We start from the raw sequence: 19,178 nt of genomic DNA, 5'->3' as shown, positions 1-19,178 counted from the left end.
CCCGGCTACGCCGCCGCGCCGCCGAACTCCCGTACCGCGTCGGCCACGATCGTCTCCAGGTGGCCGTGGTGTGCGCCCCGCCAGTACACCCGGGCGCACACCGTGCACTGCGCGAACACGTCGTACGCCTGCTGCGTGCCGTGCTCCAGCTGGTCGCTCACCGCGCCCTTGTCCGCCTCCGCCAGCGTCCCGTTGCAGGCGGTGCAGCGGGTCCACGGGGCGAGGGCCGGCGCGAAGCGGCCGAGGACGTCGCGGAGCTGCTCCTGGGGGCGGTCGCTGTAGACGTACGCCCCCGCCCAGATCTCCCGGCGGCGCAGCAGCCCGCGGTCCCGGGAGAGCAGGACGCGCCGCTCCCGCGCGGAGAGGGCGGCGAGCGCGGGGTCGCCGATGTCCTCGCTCTCGTACGCCGCGTCCACGCCGAGCAGCCGCAACCGGCGGGCCAGCGTGCCGAGATGGACGTCGAGGAGGAAGCGCAGGGGCGCGCCGGGGACCTGCTGGGGGCGGTCGACGGCCCGTACCTCGATGTGTTCGTCCGGTCCCGGGATGTGGGAGCGGGCCACTGGGGCGCCGTCGGCCAGGAGCGCCCCGGCCTCGGTGAGCGGGACGCCGAGGGACTCGATGACATGGCCGAGGGTGGAGGCGCCGTCGGTGGTCAGCGGCGTGGGGCCCTGGCGCCGGTCGTGCGGGACGAAGAGCCGCAGCTCAGGGGCTACTTCGAGGGTGATCTCGGGTCCGTTCACCCGGTCAGGATGCCACCGGGGCGGGGTGGGCTGCCAGGGAATTGGAGGGGGCTTGCGGAGGTGGCGGGGGTCCTACGGCTGCGACGGGGGCCCCGCCGACTGCGGTGGGGCTCCTACGGCTGTGGCGGCGGTTCTTACGGCTGTGGCGCGGCGAACGCCGTCGGCGGGACGCCCACCGTCGCGGTGAAGTCCCGTACCAGGTGGGCCTGGTCGCTGTAGCCGAGGTCGGCCGCCAGCCGCGCCCAGTCCACCGCCGGGTCGGACTCCGCGCGCTCCAGGGCCTCGTGGATGCGGTAGCGGAGGATGACCCACTTGGGGCCCACCCCGACGTACGCGGAGAAGAGCCGTTGCAGGGAGCGCGGGGTCAGGCCCGCGTCCCGGGCGAGCTGTCCGGTCCGGCGCACCGAGCGGTCCGTACGCACCCGGTCGACCAGCTCCATCGCCAGCGTGGCCTGCGGGTCGGGGCGCGGCTCCAGGGCGAGCAGGCAGGCGTCCAGGACGGCGACCCGGGCGTCCTCGTCGGCCGGGTCCAGGACCGCGCCGACGGGCGGTGGCGTACGCAGCACCTCGGCGGCGTCGATCCGGCGCCCGGTCAGGTCGCTCAGGGCGTGCTCCGGCGCGAACGGGCGGAACCCGCCGGGCCGGAACTGCACCCCGCAGACCCGGCCGCGCCCCGTCAGCTTCCGGGTGAAGAGCCCGAGGCCGATGCCTGCCACCTCGGCGTACCCGTCCCGCTCGCGGGCGCTCTCCCCGGCCTCGTACCGCTGGAGGACGAGGTTGACCGAGGGGTGCGGGACGACGTGGGCGGCGTACGGCTGGTCGAGGTCCCAGTCGATGAGCCAGTAGTGCTCCAGGTACGGGCGGAGCGCGGGGGCGGGCTCGCGGCGGCGGAAGTGGACGCGCGTGAACAGGTCGGGGGCGTCCACGATGCCCCGGGTGTCACGGCGAGGTCCGGCGGCCATGGCATCGATCCTAGGCCGGACCGGGTCAGGGGGCCTGCCGCGCCTGTGGGGCTGTCGCGTTTCTTCAAGACGCGGGTGGTCCGGAGGGGGAGCGTGGGAGCCATGACACAGAAGATCAGTGAACTGCTGGAAGCCGCCGCGGGCCGGGCCCTGCCCGTCGTGCGGGGGATCGACGACGGGCAGCTGGGCCTCCGTACGCCGTGCGCGGAGTACGACGTACGGGCGCTGCTGAACCATCTGTTCCAGGTGGTCGTGAACTTCCAGGCCCTCGCGGCCCGTAAGGAGGTGGATTTCAGCCAGGAGCCCGAGTTCGTGACGGGTGACTGGCGGGCCGGGTTCGGTGCGGAGACCGCCCGGCTGGTGGCGGCGTGGGACGTGCCGGGTGCCGAGGAGGGCACGACCGGGCAGATGGGGCTGCCCGCCCGGACGGTGGGGCTGATGGTGCTGGGCGATCTGACCGTCCACGCGTGGGACCTGGCGCGGGCGACGGGCGCGGAGTTCGTCCCGGACCCGGATGTGGTCGAGGAGGTGGGGCCGGGGCTGGCGGCCCTGGCGCCGCAGGGCCGGGAGATGAAGGTGTTCGGGGAGCCGTTCCCGGTGGGGGAGGGGGCTACGGCTTTCGAGCGGGTGCTGGCGGTGACGGGGCGCGATCCGGGGTGGCGTCCGGCCGGGGGCTGAGGGCGGCGGGCCGGGCGGTGGCGCGGGCCTCGGCGGCGGGAGCCCCGGCGGCGGCCGGGCGGTCGTAGAGCGGGCCGAGCGCGGCGTACGCGTCGTCGACGATCTCCTCGGCCCGCAGCAGCATGTCCTGCTCGGCGAGGCGGGCCGCGCGGTGGGTGTACGGGGACGGTGGCGCCGGGTGTCTGCGGCGCCACCAGCAGTCGCAGGCCGCGTAGATGCCGCTGGCGAAGACGAGGACGGGGATGGAGAGAGCCAGCAGCACGTCGCCCACGGCGGGCCTCCTAGAGGATCGTTGTCCTCTGCATCGGCGGATCGGGCCGGTGGGCTGGAGATCGGACTTCAGCCAATCATTGGCGCGATTCAACCGAATAGGTGCACGCGGGCCGGGGCGTTCCCCATCTCCGGGCCGGCAGGGGCGGACCAGGAGCCGCCAGGGCCGGACCAGACGCCGCCAGAGCCGGACCAGGCAGCGTCAGGGCCACACCAAGCAGTACGCCTGGTGCCCCGCGTCGTGCAGCCGGTGCGAGAAGTCCTGCCACTCGTGGAGCAGCTGGTAGACGTTGAAGGCGTCGCGCGGGCCGCCGCGGTCGGGGACCGTGGACCAGATGAAGGCCGCCGCGCCGACGGATTCCTCGCCGACGCCGCGCAGCGGGTCGACGACGGTCATGGGGAGCTTGACCACCGCGTAGTCGGGGTGGAGGACGACCAGCTCCAGCGGGGGGACCTTGTGCAGGGGTATGCCCTGGATACCGGTCAGCACCATGGCGGCCACCGTCTCCGGCTTGATCTTGGTGAACATGCCGCCCATGCCCAGCTCGTCCCCGCCCAGTTCCTCCGGGCGCATCGAAATGGGCACGCGTGCCGCGGTCGCCCCGTCCGGGGCGCCGAAATACTTGTAGGTCACCCCCATTCCGCCACTGCTCCTGCTCCCGGGGGGCGGTGTGCTCTCCGCGCCCCTGCCCTGTGCGCGCTCGGCCCTTCGCCGGTGCCGCCCTCGCCGGGCAGGCTCGGGCCCCAGGTCGTCGGTCCCTTCGCCCACTCCGCCACCGCGATGCATATCTCATCCACCCGACTACTTCTTAGGAGACACAGCCCCCGCCGCGCAACCCGATCATCGTGTCAGTGACCTCCCCCACGGGCGTGCGGTGAAACACCTGTCCGCAAGACCGTCCGTGCCTCTGACACCATGGCATGTGTGAGCTTTCCCTATGTCGCCCCAGTTTCGCAGACGTGAGGGTGCCGACGCTCTTCCGTGATACGAGAGGAGCGCGCTCCCTGCTCACCGGTGGCCGGGATTACCTTGGATTCTCCGGCCCGGCCTCCCGACACCCGAATCGCAGATCAGGACCAAAGTGGCGTATTCATACGAAGCCCCAGTTTCGCAGTCGCTGTTCGACCGGGCGTCCGTCGTGACGCCCGGCGGCGTGAACTCACCCGTGCGTGCCTTCCGGGCCGTGGGCGGTACGCCCCGGTTCATGGTGTCCGGCACCGGTCCGTACCTCACCGACGCCGACGGCCGTGAGTACGTCGACCTCGTCTGCTCATGGGGGCCGATGATTCTCGGCCACTCCCACCCCGAGGTCATCGCCGCGGTCCAGGAAGCGGTCTCCCGGGGCACCTCCTTCGGTACGCCGGGGGAGGGCGAGGTCGCGCTGGCCGAGGAGATCGTGGCGCGGATCGCACCGGTGGAGCAGGTCCGCCTGGTCTCCTCCGGGACCGAGGCGACGATGTCGGCGATCCGGCTGGCCCGCGGCTTCACCGGCCGGGCCAAGGTCGTGAAGTTCGCCGGCTGCTACCACGGCCACGTGGACGCCCTGCTCGCCGCCGCCGGGTCCGGGCTCGCCACCTTCGGCCTGCCCGACACCCCTGGTGTCACGGGCGCCACGGCCGGGGACACCGTCGTGCTGCCGTACAACGATCTGGACGCCGTGCGGGCCGCCTTCGCCGCGCACCCCGGCGAGATCGCCTGTGTGATCACCGAGGCCTCGCCCGGCAACATGGGCGTCGTCCCGCCCGCCGACGGCTTCAACGCCGGGCTCAAGGAGCTGTGCGCGGCGAACGGCGCCCTGTACATCTCCGACGAGGTCATGACGGGCTTCCGTACGTCGAAGGCCGGCTGGTACGGCGTCGACGGCGTCCGCCCGGACCTGATGACCTTCGGCAAGGTCATGGGCGGCGGCTTCCCGGCCGCGGCCTTCGGGGGCCGCGCCGACGTGATGGCGCACCTCGCCCCGGCCGGTCCGGTCTACCAGGCGGGCACCCTCTCCGGGAACCCGGTCGCCACCGCCGCGGGCCTCGCGCAGCTGCGGCTCCTCGACGACGCGGCGTACGCGAAGATCGACGCGGTCTCCGCCGAACTGCGCTCCCTGGTAGGTGACGCGTTGACCAAGGAAGGCGTCGCGCACACCGTCTCCTCGGCGAGCAACATGTTCTCGGTCTTCTTCACCGACGAGCCCGTGCGTGATTACGACGACGCCAAGAAGCAGGAGGCCTTCCGCTTCACCGCCTTCTTCCACTCGATGCTGGAGCAGGGCGTCTATCTGCCGCCCTCCGCCTTCGAGTCCTGGTTCGTCTCCACCGCCCACGACGAGCGGGCCGTCGCGCGGATCGCCGACGCCCTGCCCGCCGCCGCCCGCGCCGCATCGGAGGCCACCGCATGAGCAGCGAGAACACCGGCCGCAAGGACATCACCGTGGTGCACCTGATGCGCCACGGCGAGGTGCACAACCCGGACGGTGTGCTGTACGGGCGGCGCCCCGGCTACCACCTCTCCGAGCTGGGCCGCCAGATGGCCGACCGGGTCGCCGACCACCTGGAGAAGCGCGACATCACCCATGTCGTCGCCTCCCCGCTGGAGCGCGCCCAGGAGACGGCCACGCCCGTCGCCAAGTCGCACGGCCTGGACCTGGCCACCGACGCCCGGCTCATCGAGGCCGGCAACGTCTTCGAGGGCAAGACCTTCGGCGTCGGCGACGGGGCGCTGCGCAAGCCGGACAACTGGAAGCACCTCACCAACCCGTTCCGGCCGTCCTGGGGTGAGCCGTACATCGAACAGGTCGTCCGCATGATGGGCGCGCTGGACGCGGCCAAGGACGCGGCGCGCGGCCACGAGGCGGTCTGCGTCAGCCACCAGCTGCCGATCTGGATCGTCCGCTCGTTCGTGGAGCGCCGCCGCCTCTGGCACGACCCGCGCAAGCGCCAGTGCACGCTGGCCTCGCTGACCAGCTTCACCTACCAGGGCGACACGATCGTCTCGGTGGGCTACTCGGAGCCGGCCCGGGACCTGGTGCCCGCGCATCTGCTGGCCGGGGCGAAGCCGGTGAAGGGGAAGTCGAAGGCCTTCGGCGCGTAACTCGCCCCGCACGCCGTGAACATACGGGACCGACCGCGATCGCGGTCGGTCCCGTTCTTCGTCGCGGGGGCTGTACGGGGCGCTGTGCGGGTGCCGTACCGCATCGCATATGCCGGTGCGTTAGATTAGGTTAGGCTAAGCTAAGTTCGCTGTCACGAGAGCGGTGGAGCAATGACGCGTACGGCCCCGACCACCATCCCCGACCCGAGACCGGCACCGCGGCCCGGCCCGGTGAGGCGGCCCGCCGATGAGTGACTGTCCGCCCCTGGACGACCGCACGGCCGCGGGTGACCTCACCGACGCGGACGCCGCACCCCGCCCGGTCACCGGCCCCCGCATCGCCCGGCTCGCCGCGCAGCTCGAAGCCGCCCCGGACACCGCCGCCCGCGACGCCCTCACCGAGGCCTTCTGGGCCGAGGCGACCCGCACCGGCACCCCCCTCGTCGAGGCACTCGACGGCGACCCCGGCCACCGGGCCGTCACCTTCCTGTGGCGCGGCCACCGCGCCACCCGCCGGGTCCTGCTGATGGCCGCGGGCATCACCGACCCCGAGCGGCTCGCCGACTCGCTCCTGCACCGTCTGCCGGGCACCGACGTCTGGCACCTCGGCCACCGGCTGCGCGCCGACCACCGCGGCTCCTACCGGATGGTGGCCGACATCTCCGCCGGTTCCGCCCCCACCGATCCGGCCCTGCTCCAGCGGCGGCTGCTGGCGCTGCGGGCGCACGGCGGCGCCGACCCGCTCAACCCGGCCCGGATACCGGCCCGTTGGCGTGACGTACAGGATTCGGTCTTCGCCCTGCCCGAGGCCCCGCCGCAGCCCTGGGCCGAGCGGCGCGCCGCCGTGCCGCGCGGTGGCGTGGAGCGGCACACCGTCGCGGCCGGGGTCCTGGGCGCCGAGCGGGACGTATGGGTCTACCTGCCGCCGGACGCCGTCCCGTTCCGGCCTGCGTACGAGCCCGGGGAGCAGGGCCGGCTGCCGCTGCTGGTGCTCTGCGACGGGGACATGTGGTTCGACCGGCTCGGCCTCCAGGACACGCTGGACGCCCTGATCGCCGACGGGGCCCTGCCGCCGCTCGTCGTCCTCGCCCCGGACGCCGTCGGCACCGCCACGCGCCGGCTGGAGCTGGGCGGGCGGGAGAGCTATGTCTCCTTCCTGGCCGACGAGGTGGTGCCCTGGGCGGCCGCCCGGTGGCCGCTGACCGCGCGGGCCGACCGGACGGTGGTCGCCGGTCAGGGGCTCGGCGGGATGACCGCTCTGTACGCCGGACTCACCCGGCCCGAGCGGTTCGGCGGGGTCGTCGCGCAGTCCCCGTCGCTGTGGTGGCGGCCGGGTCTGGAGCCCGGGGCCGCGGCGCCGGACGCGGTCGGGACCCCTTGGCTGGCCACGCTCGCCGCCGGACTCCGCGACGGGCTGCCGGGCGGGGCGGACGGGGCCGCCGTCCACTTCGATGTCGGCCTGCACGAGGGGGCCCTGGCGGAACACACCGAGGCCCTTCAGGCGGTGCTCCGCGCCCGGGGCCACCGGGTCACCCGCAACCTCCACAACGGTGGCCACGACTACGCCTGCTGGCGCGGGTTCCTGCCGGACGCCCTGGTGGAGCTGCTGGGCGCCGGCCTTGACGTGGACGCGGCGCAGTCGCAAGGTGGGGCGGGTCCGGCCCGCCGTTCGGCCGTGCGCCGCTGAGCGCTGCCCGGACGCCCAGCCGCAAGGTAAAGCGTAAAGAAAGTCCCCAATTGCACGGAACCGTCGCGTCGCTCAGGGCCTCTCACTGTCCAGCAGTTTGTATGACCTTGAGATAAAACGACCGCAGATGGGGACGACATGCGCGACATCAATCGAAGGGGACTGCTCGGCGCGGGGCTCGGCACGGCGGCGGCGATCGGGCTCGCCGGCTGCGGTTTCTCCAGTTCCTCCGGATCATCGGAGGGTGGCAGTGACAAGGGTGACACCGGTGCCGGCGGCAAGGGCGACACCGGCAGCGGCGGCAACGGCGGAAACGGTTCGCCGAAGGACAAGGTCCGGCTGATCGGCGACGGCTCCACCGCCGACACCGGAAAGCAGCCCCACCAGCCCGCCGCCCCCGTTCCGCTCGAACCCGGCGAGACCCCGCCGCAGTTCGTGATCTTTTCCTGGGACGGTGCGGGCGAGGTCGGCAACGGCCTCTTCCCGCGCTTTCTGAAACTGGCCAAGGATCATGACGCGGCGATGACCTTCTTCCTCTCCGGGCTGTATCTGCTGCCCGAGTCGAAGAAATCCCTCTACCGCCCCCCGAACAACCCGCGCGGCGCCTCCGACATCGGCTATCTCACCGACGGCCATGTCAAGGACACGCTGAAGTACGTACGTCAGGCCTGGCTGGACGGCCATGAGATCGGCACCCACTTCAACGGGCACTTCTGCGGCGGTTCCGGTTCCGTCGAACGCTGGACCCCCGCGCAATGGCAGAGCGAGATCGATCAGGCTGTGTCGTTCGTCACGGAATGGAAGACCAACACCGGCTGGAAGGACGAGGACCCGCTGCCGTTCGACTACCGGAAGGAATTGATCGGCGGCCGCACCCCCTGTCTGCTCGGCCAGGACAATCTCCTGCCGACCGCGGGCAAACTGGGATGGCGTTACGACGCCAGCTCGCCCGGCGGCCGCCAGATGTGGCCCGTCAAGCGCGGCGGCGTCTGGGATCTCCCGCTCCAGGCCATGCCGTTCCCGGGCCACTCCTTCGAGGTCCTCTCGATGGACTACAACATCCTCGCCAATCAGTCGAAGAATTCGACCAAGGGGATGCCCTCGCGTTATCCGGGCTGGCGCAAGCAGGCCACCGGCGCGTATCTCAACGGTTTCGAGCGCGCCTACACGACCAATCGCGCGCCCTTCTTCATCGGCAACCACTTCGAGGAGTGGAACGGCGGCATCTATATGGATGCCGTGGAAGAAGTGATCAAGAAGACCGCCGGTAAGAAGGATGTGCGCCTCGTCTCCTTCCGGCAGTTCGTCGACTGGCTGGACGTGCAGGATCCCGAGGTCCTCGCCAAGCTCCGCACCCTGGAGGTCGGACAGTCGCCCGCAGGTGGCTGGAACTCCTTCTTTAAACAGGCCTGACAAGGGGCTTTACGGGCACCGAGGGGGGTGCGGGAGATCCCCGGAACTGCCATGCGAAACTTTTCACATGAGCTTTGGCCGCCCGTCCCGACGCCGCTTGACCCTGCTCGCCGCCACCGCCGTGGCCGGTGCCCTGACGCTGACCGCGTGCGGGGACGGCAACAAGGCGCAGGGCGGCGGCAACACCAACTTCGTCACCGGCAGCGGGGGCATCTCCACCGTCGCCAAGGGGGAGCGCCCCGACGCTCCGAGGCTCCAGGGCGAGAGCCTGGACGGCAAGCCCCTCGACCTCGCCGACTACAAGGGCAAGGTCGTCGTGCTCAACGTCTGGGGCTCCTGGTGCGGCCCCTGCCGCCTGGAGGCGAAGTACTTCGCGAAGGTCTCCGAGGAGACCGCCGACAAGGGCGTGCAGTTCCTCGGCATCAACACCCGGGACGCGCAGAAGGACCCCGCGGTGAACTTCGAGAAGGACTACGGGGTCACCTACCCGAGCTTCTTCGACCCGATCGGCAAGCTGATCCTCCGCTTCCCCAAGGGCACGGTGAACCCGAAGGCCATCCCGTCCACCGTGGTGGTCGACCGGGAGGGGAAGATCGCGGCCCGCACGCTCCAGCCCCTGGACGCCGAGCAGCTGCACGAGATGATCGACCCGATCATCGCGGAGAAGTGATCCGGTGATCCCGCTCGCCGCATACAACGACACCGTCGCCCTGGCCTCGTACAACGACCCCGTCATGCTGGCCTCGTACAACGACACCGTCGTCAGCGGGGCCCTGCTGCTGGCCATGCCCATCGCCCTGCTGGCCGGGCTCATCTCCTTCTTCTCGCCCTGCGTCCTGCCGCTCGTCCCCGGCTACCTGAGTTATGTCACCGGGGTCAGCGGCACCGACCTGGCCGACGCCCGCCGCGGCCGGGTGGTGGCGGGCGCCTCGCTCTTCGTCCTCGGCTTCACCGCCGTGTTCGCCTCCACCGGGGCGCTCTTCGGCTACTTCGGCGACGAGCTCCAGATGCACTCCGAGGTGCTCAACAAGGTCCTCGGCGGGCTGATGATCCTCATGGGGATCTTCTTCATGGGGCTCCTGCCGGGGGTGACACAGCGCGAGTTCCGCCTCCACAAGCGGCCGGTGACCGGTCTGGCCGGCGCGCCGCTGCTCGGCGCCCTGTTCGGGATCGGCTGGACCCCGTGCATCGGCCCGACGCTCTCCTCCGTGCTGGCGCTCTCGGCCCAGAGCGCCACCGCCGGACGCGGCGCGATACTGACCGTCGCGTACTGTCTCGGACTCGGCGTCCCGTTCATCCTGGCCGCGGTCGCCTTCCGCAAGGCGCTCGGCGCGTTCGGCTGGGTCAAGCGCCACTACGCCTGGGTCATGAGGATCGGCGGCGGCATGATGATCGTGACCGGACTCCTGCTGCTGACGGGCGTGTGGGCGACGCTCATGCAGCAGATGCAGACCTGGTCCAGCGGCTTCGTTGTGGGGATCTGAGTTCATGAGCAAGGCGAACAGCAGCACGGACACCGGCGCTCGTACGGAAGAGACGGACACCGGCGCTCGTACGGAGGAGTCGGCGGCCGAGCGCGAGCAGGAGCGCGTCGACCACGCGGCCGGCGAGCGGCTCTCCACCGCGCCCCGCGAGGAGCGCCCCGAGGCCGAGCCCGGCACCGGTGTCCCCGCCATGGGGCTGATCGGCTGGATGCGCTGGTTCTGGCGCCAGCTCACCTCGATGCGGGTCGCGCTGATCCTGCTCTTCCTGCTCTCCCTCGGCGCCATCCCGGGCTCGCTGATCCCGCAGACCAGCGTGGACGACCTGAAGGTCCAGAACTTCAAGGACCAGCACACCACGCTCTCCCCGATCTACGAGAAGTTCCAGCTCTTCGACGTCTACAGCTCGGTGTGGTTCTCCGCGATCTACATCCTGCTGTTCGTCTCGCTCATCGGCTGCATCGTGCCGCGCACCGGCCAGTTCGTCGGCCAGCTCCGCAGCCGCCCGCCGGGCGCCCCCAAGCGGCTGACCCGGCTCCCCGCGTACACCACCTGGCGCACGGAGGCCGAGCCCGAGCAGGTCCGCGAGGCGGCCCTCGGCGTGCTGGGCAAGCGGCGCTTCCGGGCCCACACGGTGGGCGACGCGGTCGCCGCCGAGAAGGGCTACCTCCGCGAGGCCGGGAACCTGGTCTTCCACATCGCGCTGATCGTGATGCTGTTGGCCTTCGCCGCCGGGCAGCTCTTCAAGTCCGAGGGCGGCAAGCTGGTCGTCGAGGGCGACGGCTTCGCCAACACGCTGACCCAGTACGACGACTTCAAGTCCGGCTCGCTCTACGACTCCGACTCGCTGGCCCCCTTCAGCTTCGTCCTGGACGACTTCGTCGGTACGTACGCGGAGAGCGGCCCGCAGCGCGGCACGCCCCGCACCTTCGAGGCCCGGGTCAGGTACACCGAGGGCGCCGACGGACCCGAGCGCAAAGGCGTCATCCGGGTCAACGAACCGCTCGTCGTGGACGGCACCAAGGTCTATCTGATCGCCCACGGCTACGCCCCGGTCGTCACCGTCCGGGACGGCAAGGGCAAGGTCGTCTCGCGGAACTCCGTCCCCCTGCTGCCGATCGACAACAACATCACCTCCACCGGCGCGATCAAGGTGATGGACGGCTACCGCGACAAGAACGGCGTCAAGACGCAGCTCGGCTTCAAGGCCTTCTTCGTCCCGACCTTCGCGGGCCACGGCAAGGGCCAGATGTTCTCGCAGTTCCCCGGTGCGGAGTTCCCGGTGCTGGCGCTGAGCGCCTACCGGGGCTCCCTCGGGGTCGACTCCGGCCTGCCGCAGAACGTGTACCAGCTCGACACGTCCAAGATGAAGGAGTTCAAGAACGAGGACGGCGAGCTGCTCAAGAAGATGCTCCGACCCGGCGAGAAGCTGGACCTGTCCGACGGCGAGGGCTCCATCACCTTCGACGGCATCGAGGAGTGGGCGAGCTTCCAGATCTCGCAGCAGCCGGGCAACGGCTGGGCGCTCGGCGGCGCCATCGCGGCCATCGCCGGGCTCGCCGGATCGCTGTTCATCCAGCGCCGCCGGGTCTGGGTCCGGGCGGTCCGGGGCGCGGACGGGGTGACCGTCGTGGAGATGGCGGGCCTGGGCCGCAGCGAGTCCGCGAAACTCCCCGAGGAGCTGGGCGACCTCGCGGCCGCCCTCATCACGACGGCGCCGGTCGCGCCGGAGAAACCTGACGCGCCGGAGAATCCTGACGCGAACGAGGCCGGGAGCCGGCCCGTACACCCTGCTGAAGCACCTGCCGAAGGGGCTGAGAAGTGAATCTCGCCGCCGCTACCAACGAGAGCCTGGCGCACACCAGCAATGTGCTGATCTATTCGTCGATGGCCGTCTACACCCTGGCCTTCTTCGCGCACATCGCGGAGTGGGTCCTCGGCAGCCGCAGCAAGGTCGGCCGCACGGCCGCCGCGCTGTCCGGCTCCGCGTCGGGCGCCGCCGCCCCGGTGGTCGTCGCCCAGGGCGGCTCCACCGCCGTGCTGGAGCGGCCGAAGGTCGTCACCCGCGCCGCCGCCGGGACCCGTGACGTACCGGACGGCCCCGGGGCCGCGGGCGGCACGTTCAAGGGCGACCTGTGGGGCCGGATCGCGGTCTCGCTGACCGTGGTGGCCTTCGCCGTGGAGGCGGGCGGTGTCATCACCCGCGCCCTGTCGGTGCAGCGGGCCCCCTGGGCCAACATGTACGAGTTCTCGATCACCTTCTCCACCGTGGCGGTCGGCGCGTACCTGGTGCTGCTCGCACTGAAGAAGAACGTCCGCTGGATCGGCCTCCCGCTGGTCACCACGGTCCTGCTGGACCTCGGCATCGCGACCACCACGCTCTACACCGACAGCGACCAGCTGGTGCCCGCGCTCCACTCGTACTGGCTGTGGATCCACGTCTCGACCGCGATCATCTGCGGCGCCGTCTTCTACCTCGGCGCGGTCGGCACGGTGCTCTACCTCTTCCGCGACAGCTACGAGAACAAGCTCGCGGGCGGCGGTACGCCCGGGAAGTTCGCCGCCTCCGTCATGGAGCGGCTGCCCTCCGCCTCGTCGCTGGACAAGTTCGCGTACCGGATCAACGCGGCGGTCTTCCCGCTCTGGACGTTCACGATCATCGCGGGCGCGATCTGGGCGGGCGACGCCTGGGGCCGGTACTGGGGCTGGGACCCCAAGGAGGTCTGGTCCTTCATCACCTGGGTCGCCTACGCCGCCTACCTCCACGCCCGCGCCACGGCCGGCTGGAAGGGCCGCAAGGCCGCCTACCTGGCGCTGGTCGCCTTCGCCTGCTGGCTGTTCAACTACTACGGCGTGAACATCTTCGTCACCGGCCTGCACTCCTACGCCGGGGTCTGAGACCGGGTACGTACGCCGGGGCCCGGGCCCCGGCCGCACGCCGGGGCCCGGGACCTCGTACGTACGAAGGCGCCCCGGACGGTATCCGTATCCGTCCGGGGCGCCTTCGTCCGTGGATCAGGCCAGCGGGGTGTCCAGGACCGCCTTGCGGTGGCTGAACGTCTCCAGGGAGTAGCGGCCGTGGTAGTTGCCCATGCCGCTCTCGCCGACCCCGCCGAACGGCAGGTCCGAGACGGTCAGATGGGCCAGCGGCAGCCCGATGCCGACCCCGCCCGACGAGGTCTCGGCCAGCAGCCGCTCCCGTACGGCGGGGGAGTCGGTGAACGCGTACAGCGCCAGCGGCTTGTCCCGGTCGTTGATGAAGGCGATCGCCTCGTCCAGGCCGTCCACCGTCACCAGGGGCAGGATGGGGCCGAAGATCTCCTCGCCCATCACGGGCGCGTCCGGCGCGACATCGGCCAGGACGGTCGGCGCGATGTACTTGCTGTCGCGGTCGTGGGCGCCGCCGGTCACCGTACGGCCGGAGTCCAGCAGACCCGTCAGCCGGTCGAAGTGACGCTCGTTCACGATCCGCCCGTACTCCGGGTGCTCGGCCGGGTCCGCACCGAAGAGCCCCTCCACCGCGCCCGCCAGCGCCTCCGCGAGGGCCGGGGCGGTCTCCGGGTCGGTCAGGACGTAGTCGGGGGCCACACAGGTCTGCCCGGCGTTGAGGAACTTGCCCGAGGCGAGCCGCCCGGCCACGGCCTTCAGGTCCGTACCCCGGTCGACGAAGACCGGGGACTTGCCGCCGAGCTCCAGCGTGACCGGGGTGAGGTGCTTGGCGGCGGCCGTCATGACGATCCGGCCGACCTTGCCGTTGCCGGTGTAGAAGATGTGGTCGAAGTGCTGCTCCAGCAGGGCGGTGGTCTCCTCGACCGCGCCCTCCACGACCCCGACCGCCTCCGTGTCCAGGTACTGCGGCAGCAGCCGGGCCACGGCGGCGGAGGTCGCGGGCGCCAGCTCGCTGGGCTTGGCCACCACACAGTTCCCGGAGGCCAGGGCGCCCACGACGGGGGCGAGCAGCAGCTGCACCGGGTAGTTCCAGGGCGCGATGACCAGGACGACGCCGAGCGGGTCCAGCACGGTCTGCGCGGTGGCCCCGGTGGGCGCGAGATGCGGCGGTACGGGGGCGGGCTCGGGCCGCAGCCAGTCGGCGAGGTGCTCCAGCGTGTGGTCGATCTCCCGGACCGTGAAGTCGATCTCGGTCCGGTACGCCTCCTTGCGGCTCTTGCCCAGGTCGGCGCGGAGCGCGTCCGCCAGGTCGTCGCCGTGCTCGGTGAGCAGGGCGCGCAGCCGCTCCAGCTGGCCGGTGCGCCAGGTGAGGTCCTTGGTGCGGCCGGTGCGGAAGGTGGCGCGGAGGCGGGCGACGAGTTCGGCGGGGGTCTCTGTGGGCGTCGCGGTGGGGGTGGCGGGCATGTGGGAGCTCCTCAAGAGGGTCACGCGTTCCCGTAAAAGAAGGACGCGTGCTGCGTTACCCCTTCGAGGATGGCCGACACCGCCCCCTCGACGCGCCCACCGCGCCGGTCGGAAACATCACCCCCGCCAGGAGGAATAGCCCGTCAGGAAGTGGGCGGGGTCTTGTCGTCGGGGCTGCTGCCGCCCTCGCGGCGCCCCCGCTCCTCTTCCTCGGCGGCCGCCCGCTCGGCGTCCTTGTCGTCCTTGAGGGACTTCAGGAAGTCGGGGTTGTCGTCCGGGGCGATCCACTGCTGCCGCCTGCCCGGCTGCCACGGGGAGAGCCCGGCGCCCCCGGCCGCGCCGTGCCGCACCTTCCCGGCGAAGAGCCAGCCGATGGAGCCGACGACCCAGAACAGCAGGATGATGAAGACCCAGGCGATCTTGGGCAGATGCTTGGTGTCCTCCTCCGAGGTGTTCAGGCAGTCGATGAAGGCGTAGATCATCAGAGCCAGCGGCAGGATGAACATCAGGGCTCTCATGGCGCGTCCCCCAGTGGAGCGGGCGGCGGGGCTCAAGTTCCCCGGTGTCGCGGCCAGGGTACCGGCTGACCGCCGCGAATCCCGGGTCAGGAGCCGGGGGAGCCCCGGCGGGGGCGCGCGGGCGGGGATGACAAACTGGACCGCATGGCTTACGACGATCTCCGCTCCCTGCTCCGGGCTCTTGAACGCGATGGTGATCTCAAGCGCGTCAAGGCCGAGGTCGACCCCTATCTGGAGGTCGGTGAGATCGTCGACCGGGTGAACAAGGCGGGCGGCCCCGCCCTGCTCTTCGAGAACGTCAAGGGGTCCTCGATGCCCCTGGCCATGAACGTCTTCGGCACCGACCGGCGCCTGCTCAAGGCGCTCGGGCTGAAGTCGTACAGCGACATCAGCGACAAGATCGGCGGGCTGCTCAAGCCGGAGCTGCCGCAGGGCTTCGTCGGCGTACGGGAGGCCTTCGGCAAGCTCGGGTCGATGGTCCACGTACCGCCGAAGAAGGTGAAGTCGGACGACGCGCCGGTCCAGGAAGTCGTGCTGAAGGGCGACGAGGTCGACCTGGAGCAGCTGCCCGCGCTCTTCACCTGGCCCGGCGACGGCGGCTCCTTCTTCAACCTGGGCCTCACCCACACCAAGCACCCCGAGACCGGCGTCCGGAACCTGGGGCTCTACCGCCTCCAGCGCCACGACAAGCGCACGATCGGGATGCACTGGCAGATCCACAAGGACTCCGCCAACCACTACCAGGTCGCCGCGCGGCGCGGTGAGCGGCTGCCCGTCGCCATCGCCTTCGGCGCCCCGCCCGCCGTGACGTACGCCTCCACCGCGCCGCTGCCCGGGGACATCGACGAGTACCTCTTCGCCGGGTTCGTCCAGGGCAAGCGGATCGAGATGGTCGACTGCAAGACCGTGCCGCTCCAGGTCCCGGCCCAGGCCGAGGTCGTCATCGAGGGGTGGCTGGAGCCGGGCGAGATGCTGCCGGAGGGCCCGTTCGGGGACCACACCGGCTTCTACACCCCGCAGGAACCGTTCCCCGCACTGACCATCGACTGCGTCACCATGCGGAAGCGGCCGCTGCTCCAGTCCATCGTGGTGGGCCGCCCGCCCACCGAGGACGGGCCGCTGGGCCGGGCCACGGAGCGGTTCTTCCTGCCGCTGCTGAAGATCATCGTGCCGGACATCGTGGACTACCACCTCCCCGAGGCGGGCGGCTTCCACAACTGCGCGATCGTCTCGATCGACAAGAAGTACCCGAAGCACGCGCAGAAGGTGATGAGCGCGATCTGGGGCGCGCACATGATGTCGCTGACCAAGCTGATCGTGGTCGTCGACTCCGACTGCGACGTCCACGATCTGCACGAGGTCGCCTGGCGGGCGCTCGGCAACACCGACTACGCCCGGGACCTCACCGTCACCGAGGGCCCGGTCGACCACCTGGACCACGCCTCGTACCAGCAGTTCTGGGGCGGCAAGGCGGGGATCGACGCCACCCGGAAGCTGCCCACCGAGGGCTACACCCGGGACGGGGGCTGGCCGGAGATGGTCGAGTCCGACCCGGAGACGGCGGCGAAGGTCGACCGCCGCTGGAAGGAGTACGGACTGTGAGCAGCGCGGCAGAGGCGGCGGCGTCCGTGCCAGGGGCGGCGCCCTCGGGCAGCAAGGTGAAGTCCTTCCTCCGGCTGGTGATGATCGAACACTCGGTCTTCGCGCTGCCCTTCGCGTACATCGCCGCGCTGACCGCGATGTTCCAGCTGGACGGCACGATCCACTGGGGTGTCCTGCTGCTCGTCACGCTGGCGATGGTGGGGCTGCGGACGTTCGCGATGGCCGCCAACCGGATCATCGACCGGGAGATCGACGCCCGTAACCCGCGCACCGCGGGCCGCGAGCTGGTCACCGGTGCGGTGTCGGTGAAGTCGGCCTGGACGGGGGCGCTCGTCGCGCTCGCCGTCTTCCTGGGCGCCGCCGCCCTGCTCAACCCGCTCTGCCTGATGCTCGCGCCGCTGGCCGTCGTGCCGATGGTGGTCTATCCGTACGGCAAGCGGTTCACGAACTTCCCGCACGCCATCCTGGGGCTCGCGCAGGCCATCGGGCCGATCGGCGCCTGGCTGGCGGTGACCGGCAGCTGGTCGTGGGACGCGGTGATCCTGGGGCTGGCCGTCGGCATCTGGATCGGCGGCTTCGACCTGATCTTCGCCTGCCAGGATGTCCAGGCCGACCGGGCCCACGGGGTGCTCTCCTTCCCGGCACGCTTCGGCATCCCGGCGGCGCTCTGGGGCGCGCGGGTCTGTCACGTGATCACGACGGGGCTGCTGGTCTGGTTCGGCCTGGCGACGGACGCCGAGGTCTTCTACTGGATCGGCATGGCGATCGTCGCGGTGGCGTTCGTCTACGAGCACCGCGTGGTGCGGCCGCACGACCTGTCCCGGCTGAACCGTGCCTTCTTCTCGGTCAACGGCTTCATCGGCATGGCGCTCTTCGCCTGCGCGCTGCTGGACCTGCTGGTGCGCGGCCTGACCCCGTAAGGCCGGGCCCCGACGCGTGCCTCGGACGCCTCAGACCGTGACCAGGTTGTCCGGGCCGCGGCGCGCGGGCGGCCGGCGGAAGAAGAAGGCCGCCGCCACGCCGCCTATGAGCCCGAAGAGGTGGCCCTGCCAGCTGACGCCCGAGTCGGTCGGCAGCACGCCCCAGAGCAGCGAGCCGTAGACCACGGCGACGCCGATGCCTATCAGGACGTCCCAGGGCCGACGGTCCACGAAGCCCCGGACCAGCAGATAGCCCAGCAGCCCGAAGACCACACCGGAGGCGCCGAGCGTCACCGTGAACGCGGGGGCGGTCAGCCAGACGCCTATGCCGCTGATCAGGATGATCGTCACGACGACGGCGGCGAATCTGCGCAGTCCGCCGAGCGCGGCGATGAAGCCGAGGACCAGCAGCGGGACGCTGTTGGAGGCGACGTGCTCCCAGCCGCTGTGAAGGAACGCGGCGGGCACCACATCGCGCAGCTCCGCCATCTCGCGCGGGCTGATGCCGTAGGTGTCGAGAGCGTGTCCGGTCGCCACGTCGATCCCTTCGAGGATCCACAGCAGCGCGACCCAGCCCACCATGATGAGGCCGGCCGTGAGCGCCCGTGCGCTGCCGGTCGTGGTGGAGCCGGTGTTGCGATCGGTTGTCCAGTAGTCGCCCATGGTCTGCCCCTGCCCCCGGGTTGCCGTCATCTGTGGAACGTCCCGGCTCTCCGCCTGGTTCCGGGTGCGGGGTGGCGGGGTGTGCCGGATAGGCTCGCTGATGTGGAATCCGGGACTTCAGTGACTCATCAGCAGCGGCGGCCTTGGATTGTCGGGGTATCCGGTGCTTCGGGTACCCCGTTCGCCGCCGCCGTCCTGCGCGGGCTGCTGGCGGGCGGCGAGAGCGTGGACCTGGTGGTGAGCCGGGCCTCGCGGCTCACCCTGCTGGACGAGACCGGCATCGCGTTCCGGGACGGGCACTGGCGCGAGGACCTGCGCTGTTGGCTGGAACGCGGCGCCGACGGGAAGCCGGACGCCTTCACGGTGGGCGATGCGGAGCTGGAGCGCGTACGCCACTGGCCGGCCGGTGATCTGGCCGCCGGGCCGTCCTCCGGGTCGTACCCGGCGAAGGGGATGCTCATCGTGCCGGCCTCGACGGCCTGTGTGGCCGGAGTGGCGCTCGGTCTGTCGAAGGATCTGCTCCAGCGGGCCGCGAGCGTGACGCTCAAGGAGCGCCGCCCGCTCGTCGTCGCGGTGCGCGAGACCCCGCTGAGCGGCCAGACGCTGAAGCAGATGGTGGCCCTGGACGAGGCGGGCGCGACCGTGCTGCCCGCCTCTCCGGCGTTCTACGCGGGCGCGACGCACATCCAGGACCTGGTGGACTTCGTCGCGGGGCGGGTGCTGGACGCGGCCGGGGTGGAACACCGGCTGTACCGCCGCTGGGAGGGAGAGCTCGGTGGCGGCTCCCGCAGCCCGGAGGGCTGAAAGGT

General features: G+C 71.2%; 19 protein-coding genes. 12 read left to right on the top strand and 7 right to left on the bottom strand.

Translation table 11 applies throughout. The features are described from left to right. Window positions 1-5: 5 nt before the first annotated feature. Entirely contained in the window at window positions 6-740 is a 735-nt protein-coding gene (locus GTY67_RS14130) for a Mut7-C RNAse domain-containing protein (protein ID WP_161278941.1), read from the bottom strand. 134 nt (window positions 741-874) lie between these two features. Beyond that, a complete protein-coding gene (locus tag GTY67_RS14125) occupies window positions 875-1,702 on the bottom strand; it encodes a helix-turn-helix domain-containing protein (RefSeq protein WP_161278940.1) in 828 nt (275 codons plus the stop codon). A gap of 102 nt (window positions 1,703-1,804) precedes the next feature. On the opposite strand from GTY67_RS14125, the gene GTY67_RS14120 reads away from it, so the two are divergent. Continuing rightward, a complete protein-coding gene (locus GTY67_RS14120) occupies window positions 1,805-2,380 on the top strand; it encodes a TIGR03086 family metal-binding protein (RefSeq protein WP_093692116.1) in 576 nt (191 codons plus the stop codon). Here GTY67_RS14120 and GTY67_RS14115 read toward each other — a convergent pair. Next, window positions 2,313-2,651, bottom strand: a complete 339-nt coding sequence (locus tag GTY67_RS14115; protein WP_161278939.1) for a hypothetical protein — start codon at window positions 2,649-2,651, stop codon at window positions 2,313-2,315. The genes GTY67_RS14120 and GTY67_RS14115 overlap by 68 nt on opposite strands. Window positions 2,652-2,852: 201 nt before the next feature. After that, window positions 2,853-3,290, bottom strand: a complete 438-nt coding sequence (locus tag GTY67_RS14110) for a hypothetical protein (protein ID WP_003968390.1) — start codon at window positions 3,288-3,290, stop codon at window positions 2,853-2,855. A gap of 442 nt (window positions 3,291-3,732) precedes the next feature. Between GTY67_RS14110 and hemL the strand changes: the two genes are divergently transcribed. The 8 genes from hemL to ccsB all read left to right on the top strand — a co-directional run bounded on the left by hemL (window position 3,733) and on the right by ccsB (window position 13,211). Beyond that, window positions 3,733-5,040: a glutamate-1-semialdehyde 2,1-aminomutase gene (hemL, locus tag GTY67_RS14105; RefSeq protein WP_343238674.1), complete on the top strand. Its 1,308-nt coding sequence runs from the start codon at window positions 3,733-3,735 to the stop codon at window positions 5,038-5,040. Next, entirely contained in the window at window positions 5,037-5,732 is a 696-nt protein-coding gene (locus GTY67_RS14100) for a histidine phosphatase family protein (RefSeq protein ID WP_093692112.1), read from the top strand. Before hemL ends, GTY67_RS14100 begins: the two co-directional genes overlap by 4 nt. Before the next feature lie 247 nt (window positions 5,733-5,979). Then, entirely contained in the window at window positions 5,980-7,419 is a 1,440-nt protein-coding gene (fes, locus tag GTY67_RS14095) for an enterochelin esterase (protein WP_161278938.1), read from the top strand. A 138-nt stretch (window positions 7,420-7,557) separates the two neighbouring features. After that, window positions 7,558-8,832, top strand: a complete 1,275-nt coding sequence (locus GTY67_RS14090) for a hypothetical protein (protein WP_093692108.1) — start codon at window positions 7,558-7,560, stop codon at window positions 8,830-8,832. Window positions 8,833-8,899: 67 nt separating this feature from the next. Then, a complete protein-coding gene (locus GTY67_RS14085) occupies window positions 8,900-9,502 on the top strand; it encodes a TlpA disulfide reductase family protein (protein ID WP_093692106.1) in 603 nt (200 codons plus the stop codon). A 4-nt stretch (window positions 9,503-9,506) separates the two neighbouring features. Then, window positions 9,507-10,316 (top strand): cytochrome c biogenesis protein CcdA, encoded by an 810-nt coding sequence (locus tag GTY67_RS14080; protein ID WP_161278937.1) that lies wholly within the window; start codon window positions 9,507-9,509, stop codon window positions 10,314-10,316. A gap of 4 nt (window positions 10,317-10,320) precedes the next feature. Then, the gene (locus GTY67_RS14075; protein WP_161278936.1) at window positions 10,321-12,138 is read left to right on the top strand and encodes a cytochrome c biogenesis protein ResB; all 1,818 of its coding nucleotides are present in this window, start codon (window positions 10,321-10,323) and stop codon (window positions 12,136-12,138) included. After that, window positions 12,135-13,211, top strand: a complete 1,077-nt coding sequence (gene ccsB, locus GTY67_RS14070; protein WP_093692100.1) for a c-type cytochrome biogenesis protein CcsB — start codon at window positions 12,135-12,137, stop codon at window positions 13,209-13,211. The genes GTY67_RS14075 and ccsB overlap by 4 nt, the downstream gene beginning before the upstream one ends. Before the next feature lie 117 nt (window positions 13,212-13,328). Here the strand turns inward: ccsB and GTY67_RS14065 are convergent, their stop codons facing one another. Both GTY67_RS14065 and GTY67_RS14060 read right to left on the bottom strand, forming a co-directional pair. Next, window positions 13,329-14,666 carry an aldehyde dehydrogenase family protein gene (locus tag GTY67_RS14065; protein ID WP_161278935.1) on the bottom strand — a complete coding sequence of 446 codons (1,338 nt, stop codon included), beginning with the start codon at window positions 14,664-14,666 and terminating at the stop codon, window positions 13,329-13,331. 143 nt (window positions 14,667-14,809) lie between these two features. Beyond that, window positions 14,810-15,172, bottom strand: a complete 363-nt coding sequence (locus GTY67_RS14060; RefSeq protein WP_176727518.1) for a PLD nuclease N-terminal domain-containing protein — start codon at window positions 15,170-15,172, stop codon at window positions 14,810-14,812. A gap of 156 nt (window positions 15,173-15,328) precedes the next feature. Between GTY67_RS14060 and GTY67_RS14055 the strand changes: the two genes are divergently transcribed. After that, the gene (locus GTY67_RS14055; RefSeq protein WP_161278934.1) at window positions 15,329-16,786 is read left to right on the top strand and encodes a menaquinone biosynthesis decarboxylase; all 1,458 of its coding nucleotides are present in this window, start codon (window positions 15,329-15,331) and stop codon (window positions 16,784-16,786) included. Then, a complete protein-coding gene (gene mqnP, locus GTY67_RS14050) occupies window positions 16,783-17,706 on the top strand; it encodes a menaquinone biosynthesis prenyltransferase MqnP (RefSeq protein WP_093692092.1) in 924 nt (307 codons plus the stop codon). Before GTY67_RS14055 ends, mqnP begins: the two co-directional genes overlap by 4 nt. 30 nt (window positions 17,707-17,736) lie before the next feature. On the opposite strand, the gene GTY67_RS14045 is transcribed toward mqnP, so the two are convergent. Continuing rightward, a complete protein-coding gene (locus tag GTY67_RS14045) occupies window positions 17,737-18,369 on the bottom strand; it encodes a rhomboid family intramembrane serine protease (protein ID WP_093692202.1) in 633 nt (210 codons plus the stop codon). 120 nt (window positions 18,370-18,489) lie between these two features. Between GTY67_RS14045 and GTY67_RS14040 the strand changes: the two genes are divergently transcribed. Continuing rightward, window positions 18,490-19,173, top strand: coding sequence for a UbiX family flavin prenyltransferase (locus GTY67_RS14040; protein WP_161278933.1), 684 nt, complete (start codon window positions 18,490-18,492; stop codon window positions 19,171-19,173). The last annotated feature ends 5 nt before the right edge of the window (window positions 19,174-19,178 follow it).

Origin of the sequence: Streptomyces sp. SID8374, assembly GCF_009865135.1 — a bacterium.
In the GTDB taxonomy this organism is placed as follows: domain Bacteria; phylum Actinomycetota; class Actinomycetes; order Streptomycetales; family Streptomycetaceae; genus Streptomyces.
Note: the sequence above shows the minus strand (reverse complement) of the source record. Positions and strands in the feature narration are given on the sequence as shown.

Bases quoted from the DNA above. Each gene is read 5' to 3' on its own strand.
- fes (WP_161278938.1), top strand. From the start codon at position 5,980: ATGAGTGACTGTCCGCCCCTGGACGACCGCACGGCCGCGGGTGACCTC.
- GTY67_RS14120 (WP_093692116.1), top strand. From the start codon at position 1,805: ATGACACAGAAGATCAGTGAACTGCTGGAAGCCGCCGCGGGCCGGGCC.
- GTY67_RS14100 (WP_093692112.1), top strand. From the start codon at position 5,037: ATGAGCAGCGAGAACACCGGCCGCAAGGACATCACCGTGGTGCACCTG.
- GTY67_RS14060 (WP_176727518.1), bottom strand. From the start codon at position 15,172: ATGTTCATCCTGCCGCTGGCTCTGATGATCTACGCCTTCATCGACTGC.
- GTY67_RS14090 (WP_093692108.1), top strand. From the start codon at position 7,558: ATGCGCGACATCAATCGAAGGGGACTGCTCGGCGCGGGGCTCGGCACG.
- GTY67_RS14085 (WP_093692106.1), top strand. From the start codon at position 8,900: ATGAGCTTTGGCCGCCCGTCCCGACGCCGCTTGACCCTGCTCGCCGCC.
- GTY67_RS14045 (WP_093692202.1), bottom strand. From the start codon at position 18,369: ATGGGCGACTACTGGACAACCGATCGCAACACCGGCTCCACCACGACC.
- GTY67_RS14065 (WP_161278935.1), bottom strand. From the start codon at position 14,666: ATGCCCGCCACCCCCACCGCGACGCCCACAGAGACCCCCGCCGAACTC.
- GTY67_RS14125 (WP_161278940.1), bottom strand. From the start codon at position 1,702: ATGGCCGCCGGACCTCGCCGTGACACCCGGGGCATCGTGGACGCCCCC.
- GTY67_RS14055 (WP_161278934.1), top strand. From the start codon at position 15,329: ATGGCTTACGACGATCTCCGCTCCCTGCTCCGGGCTCTTGAACGCGAT.
- GTY67_RS14110 (WP_003968390.1), bottom strand. From the start codon at position 3,290: ATGGGGGTGACCTACAAGTATTTCGGCGCCCCGGACGGGGCGACCGCG.
- GTY67_RS14075 (WP_161278936.1), top strand. From the start codon at position 10,321: ATGAGCAAGGCGAACAGCAGCACGGACACCGGCGCTCGTACGGAAGAG.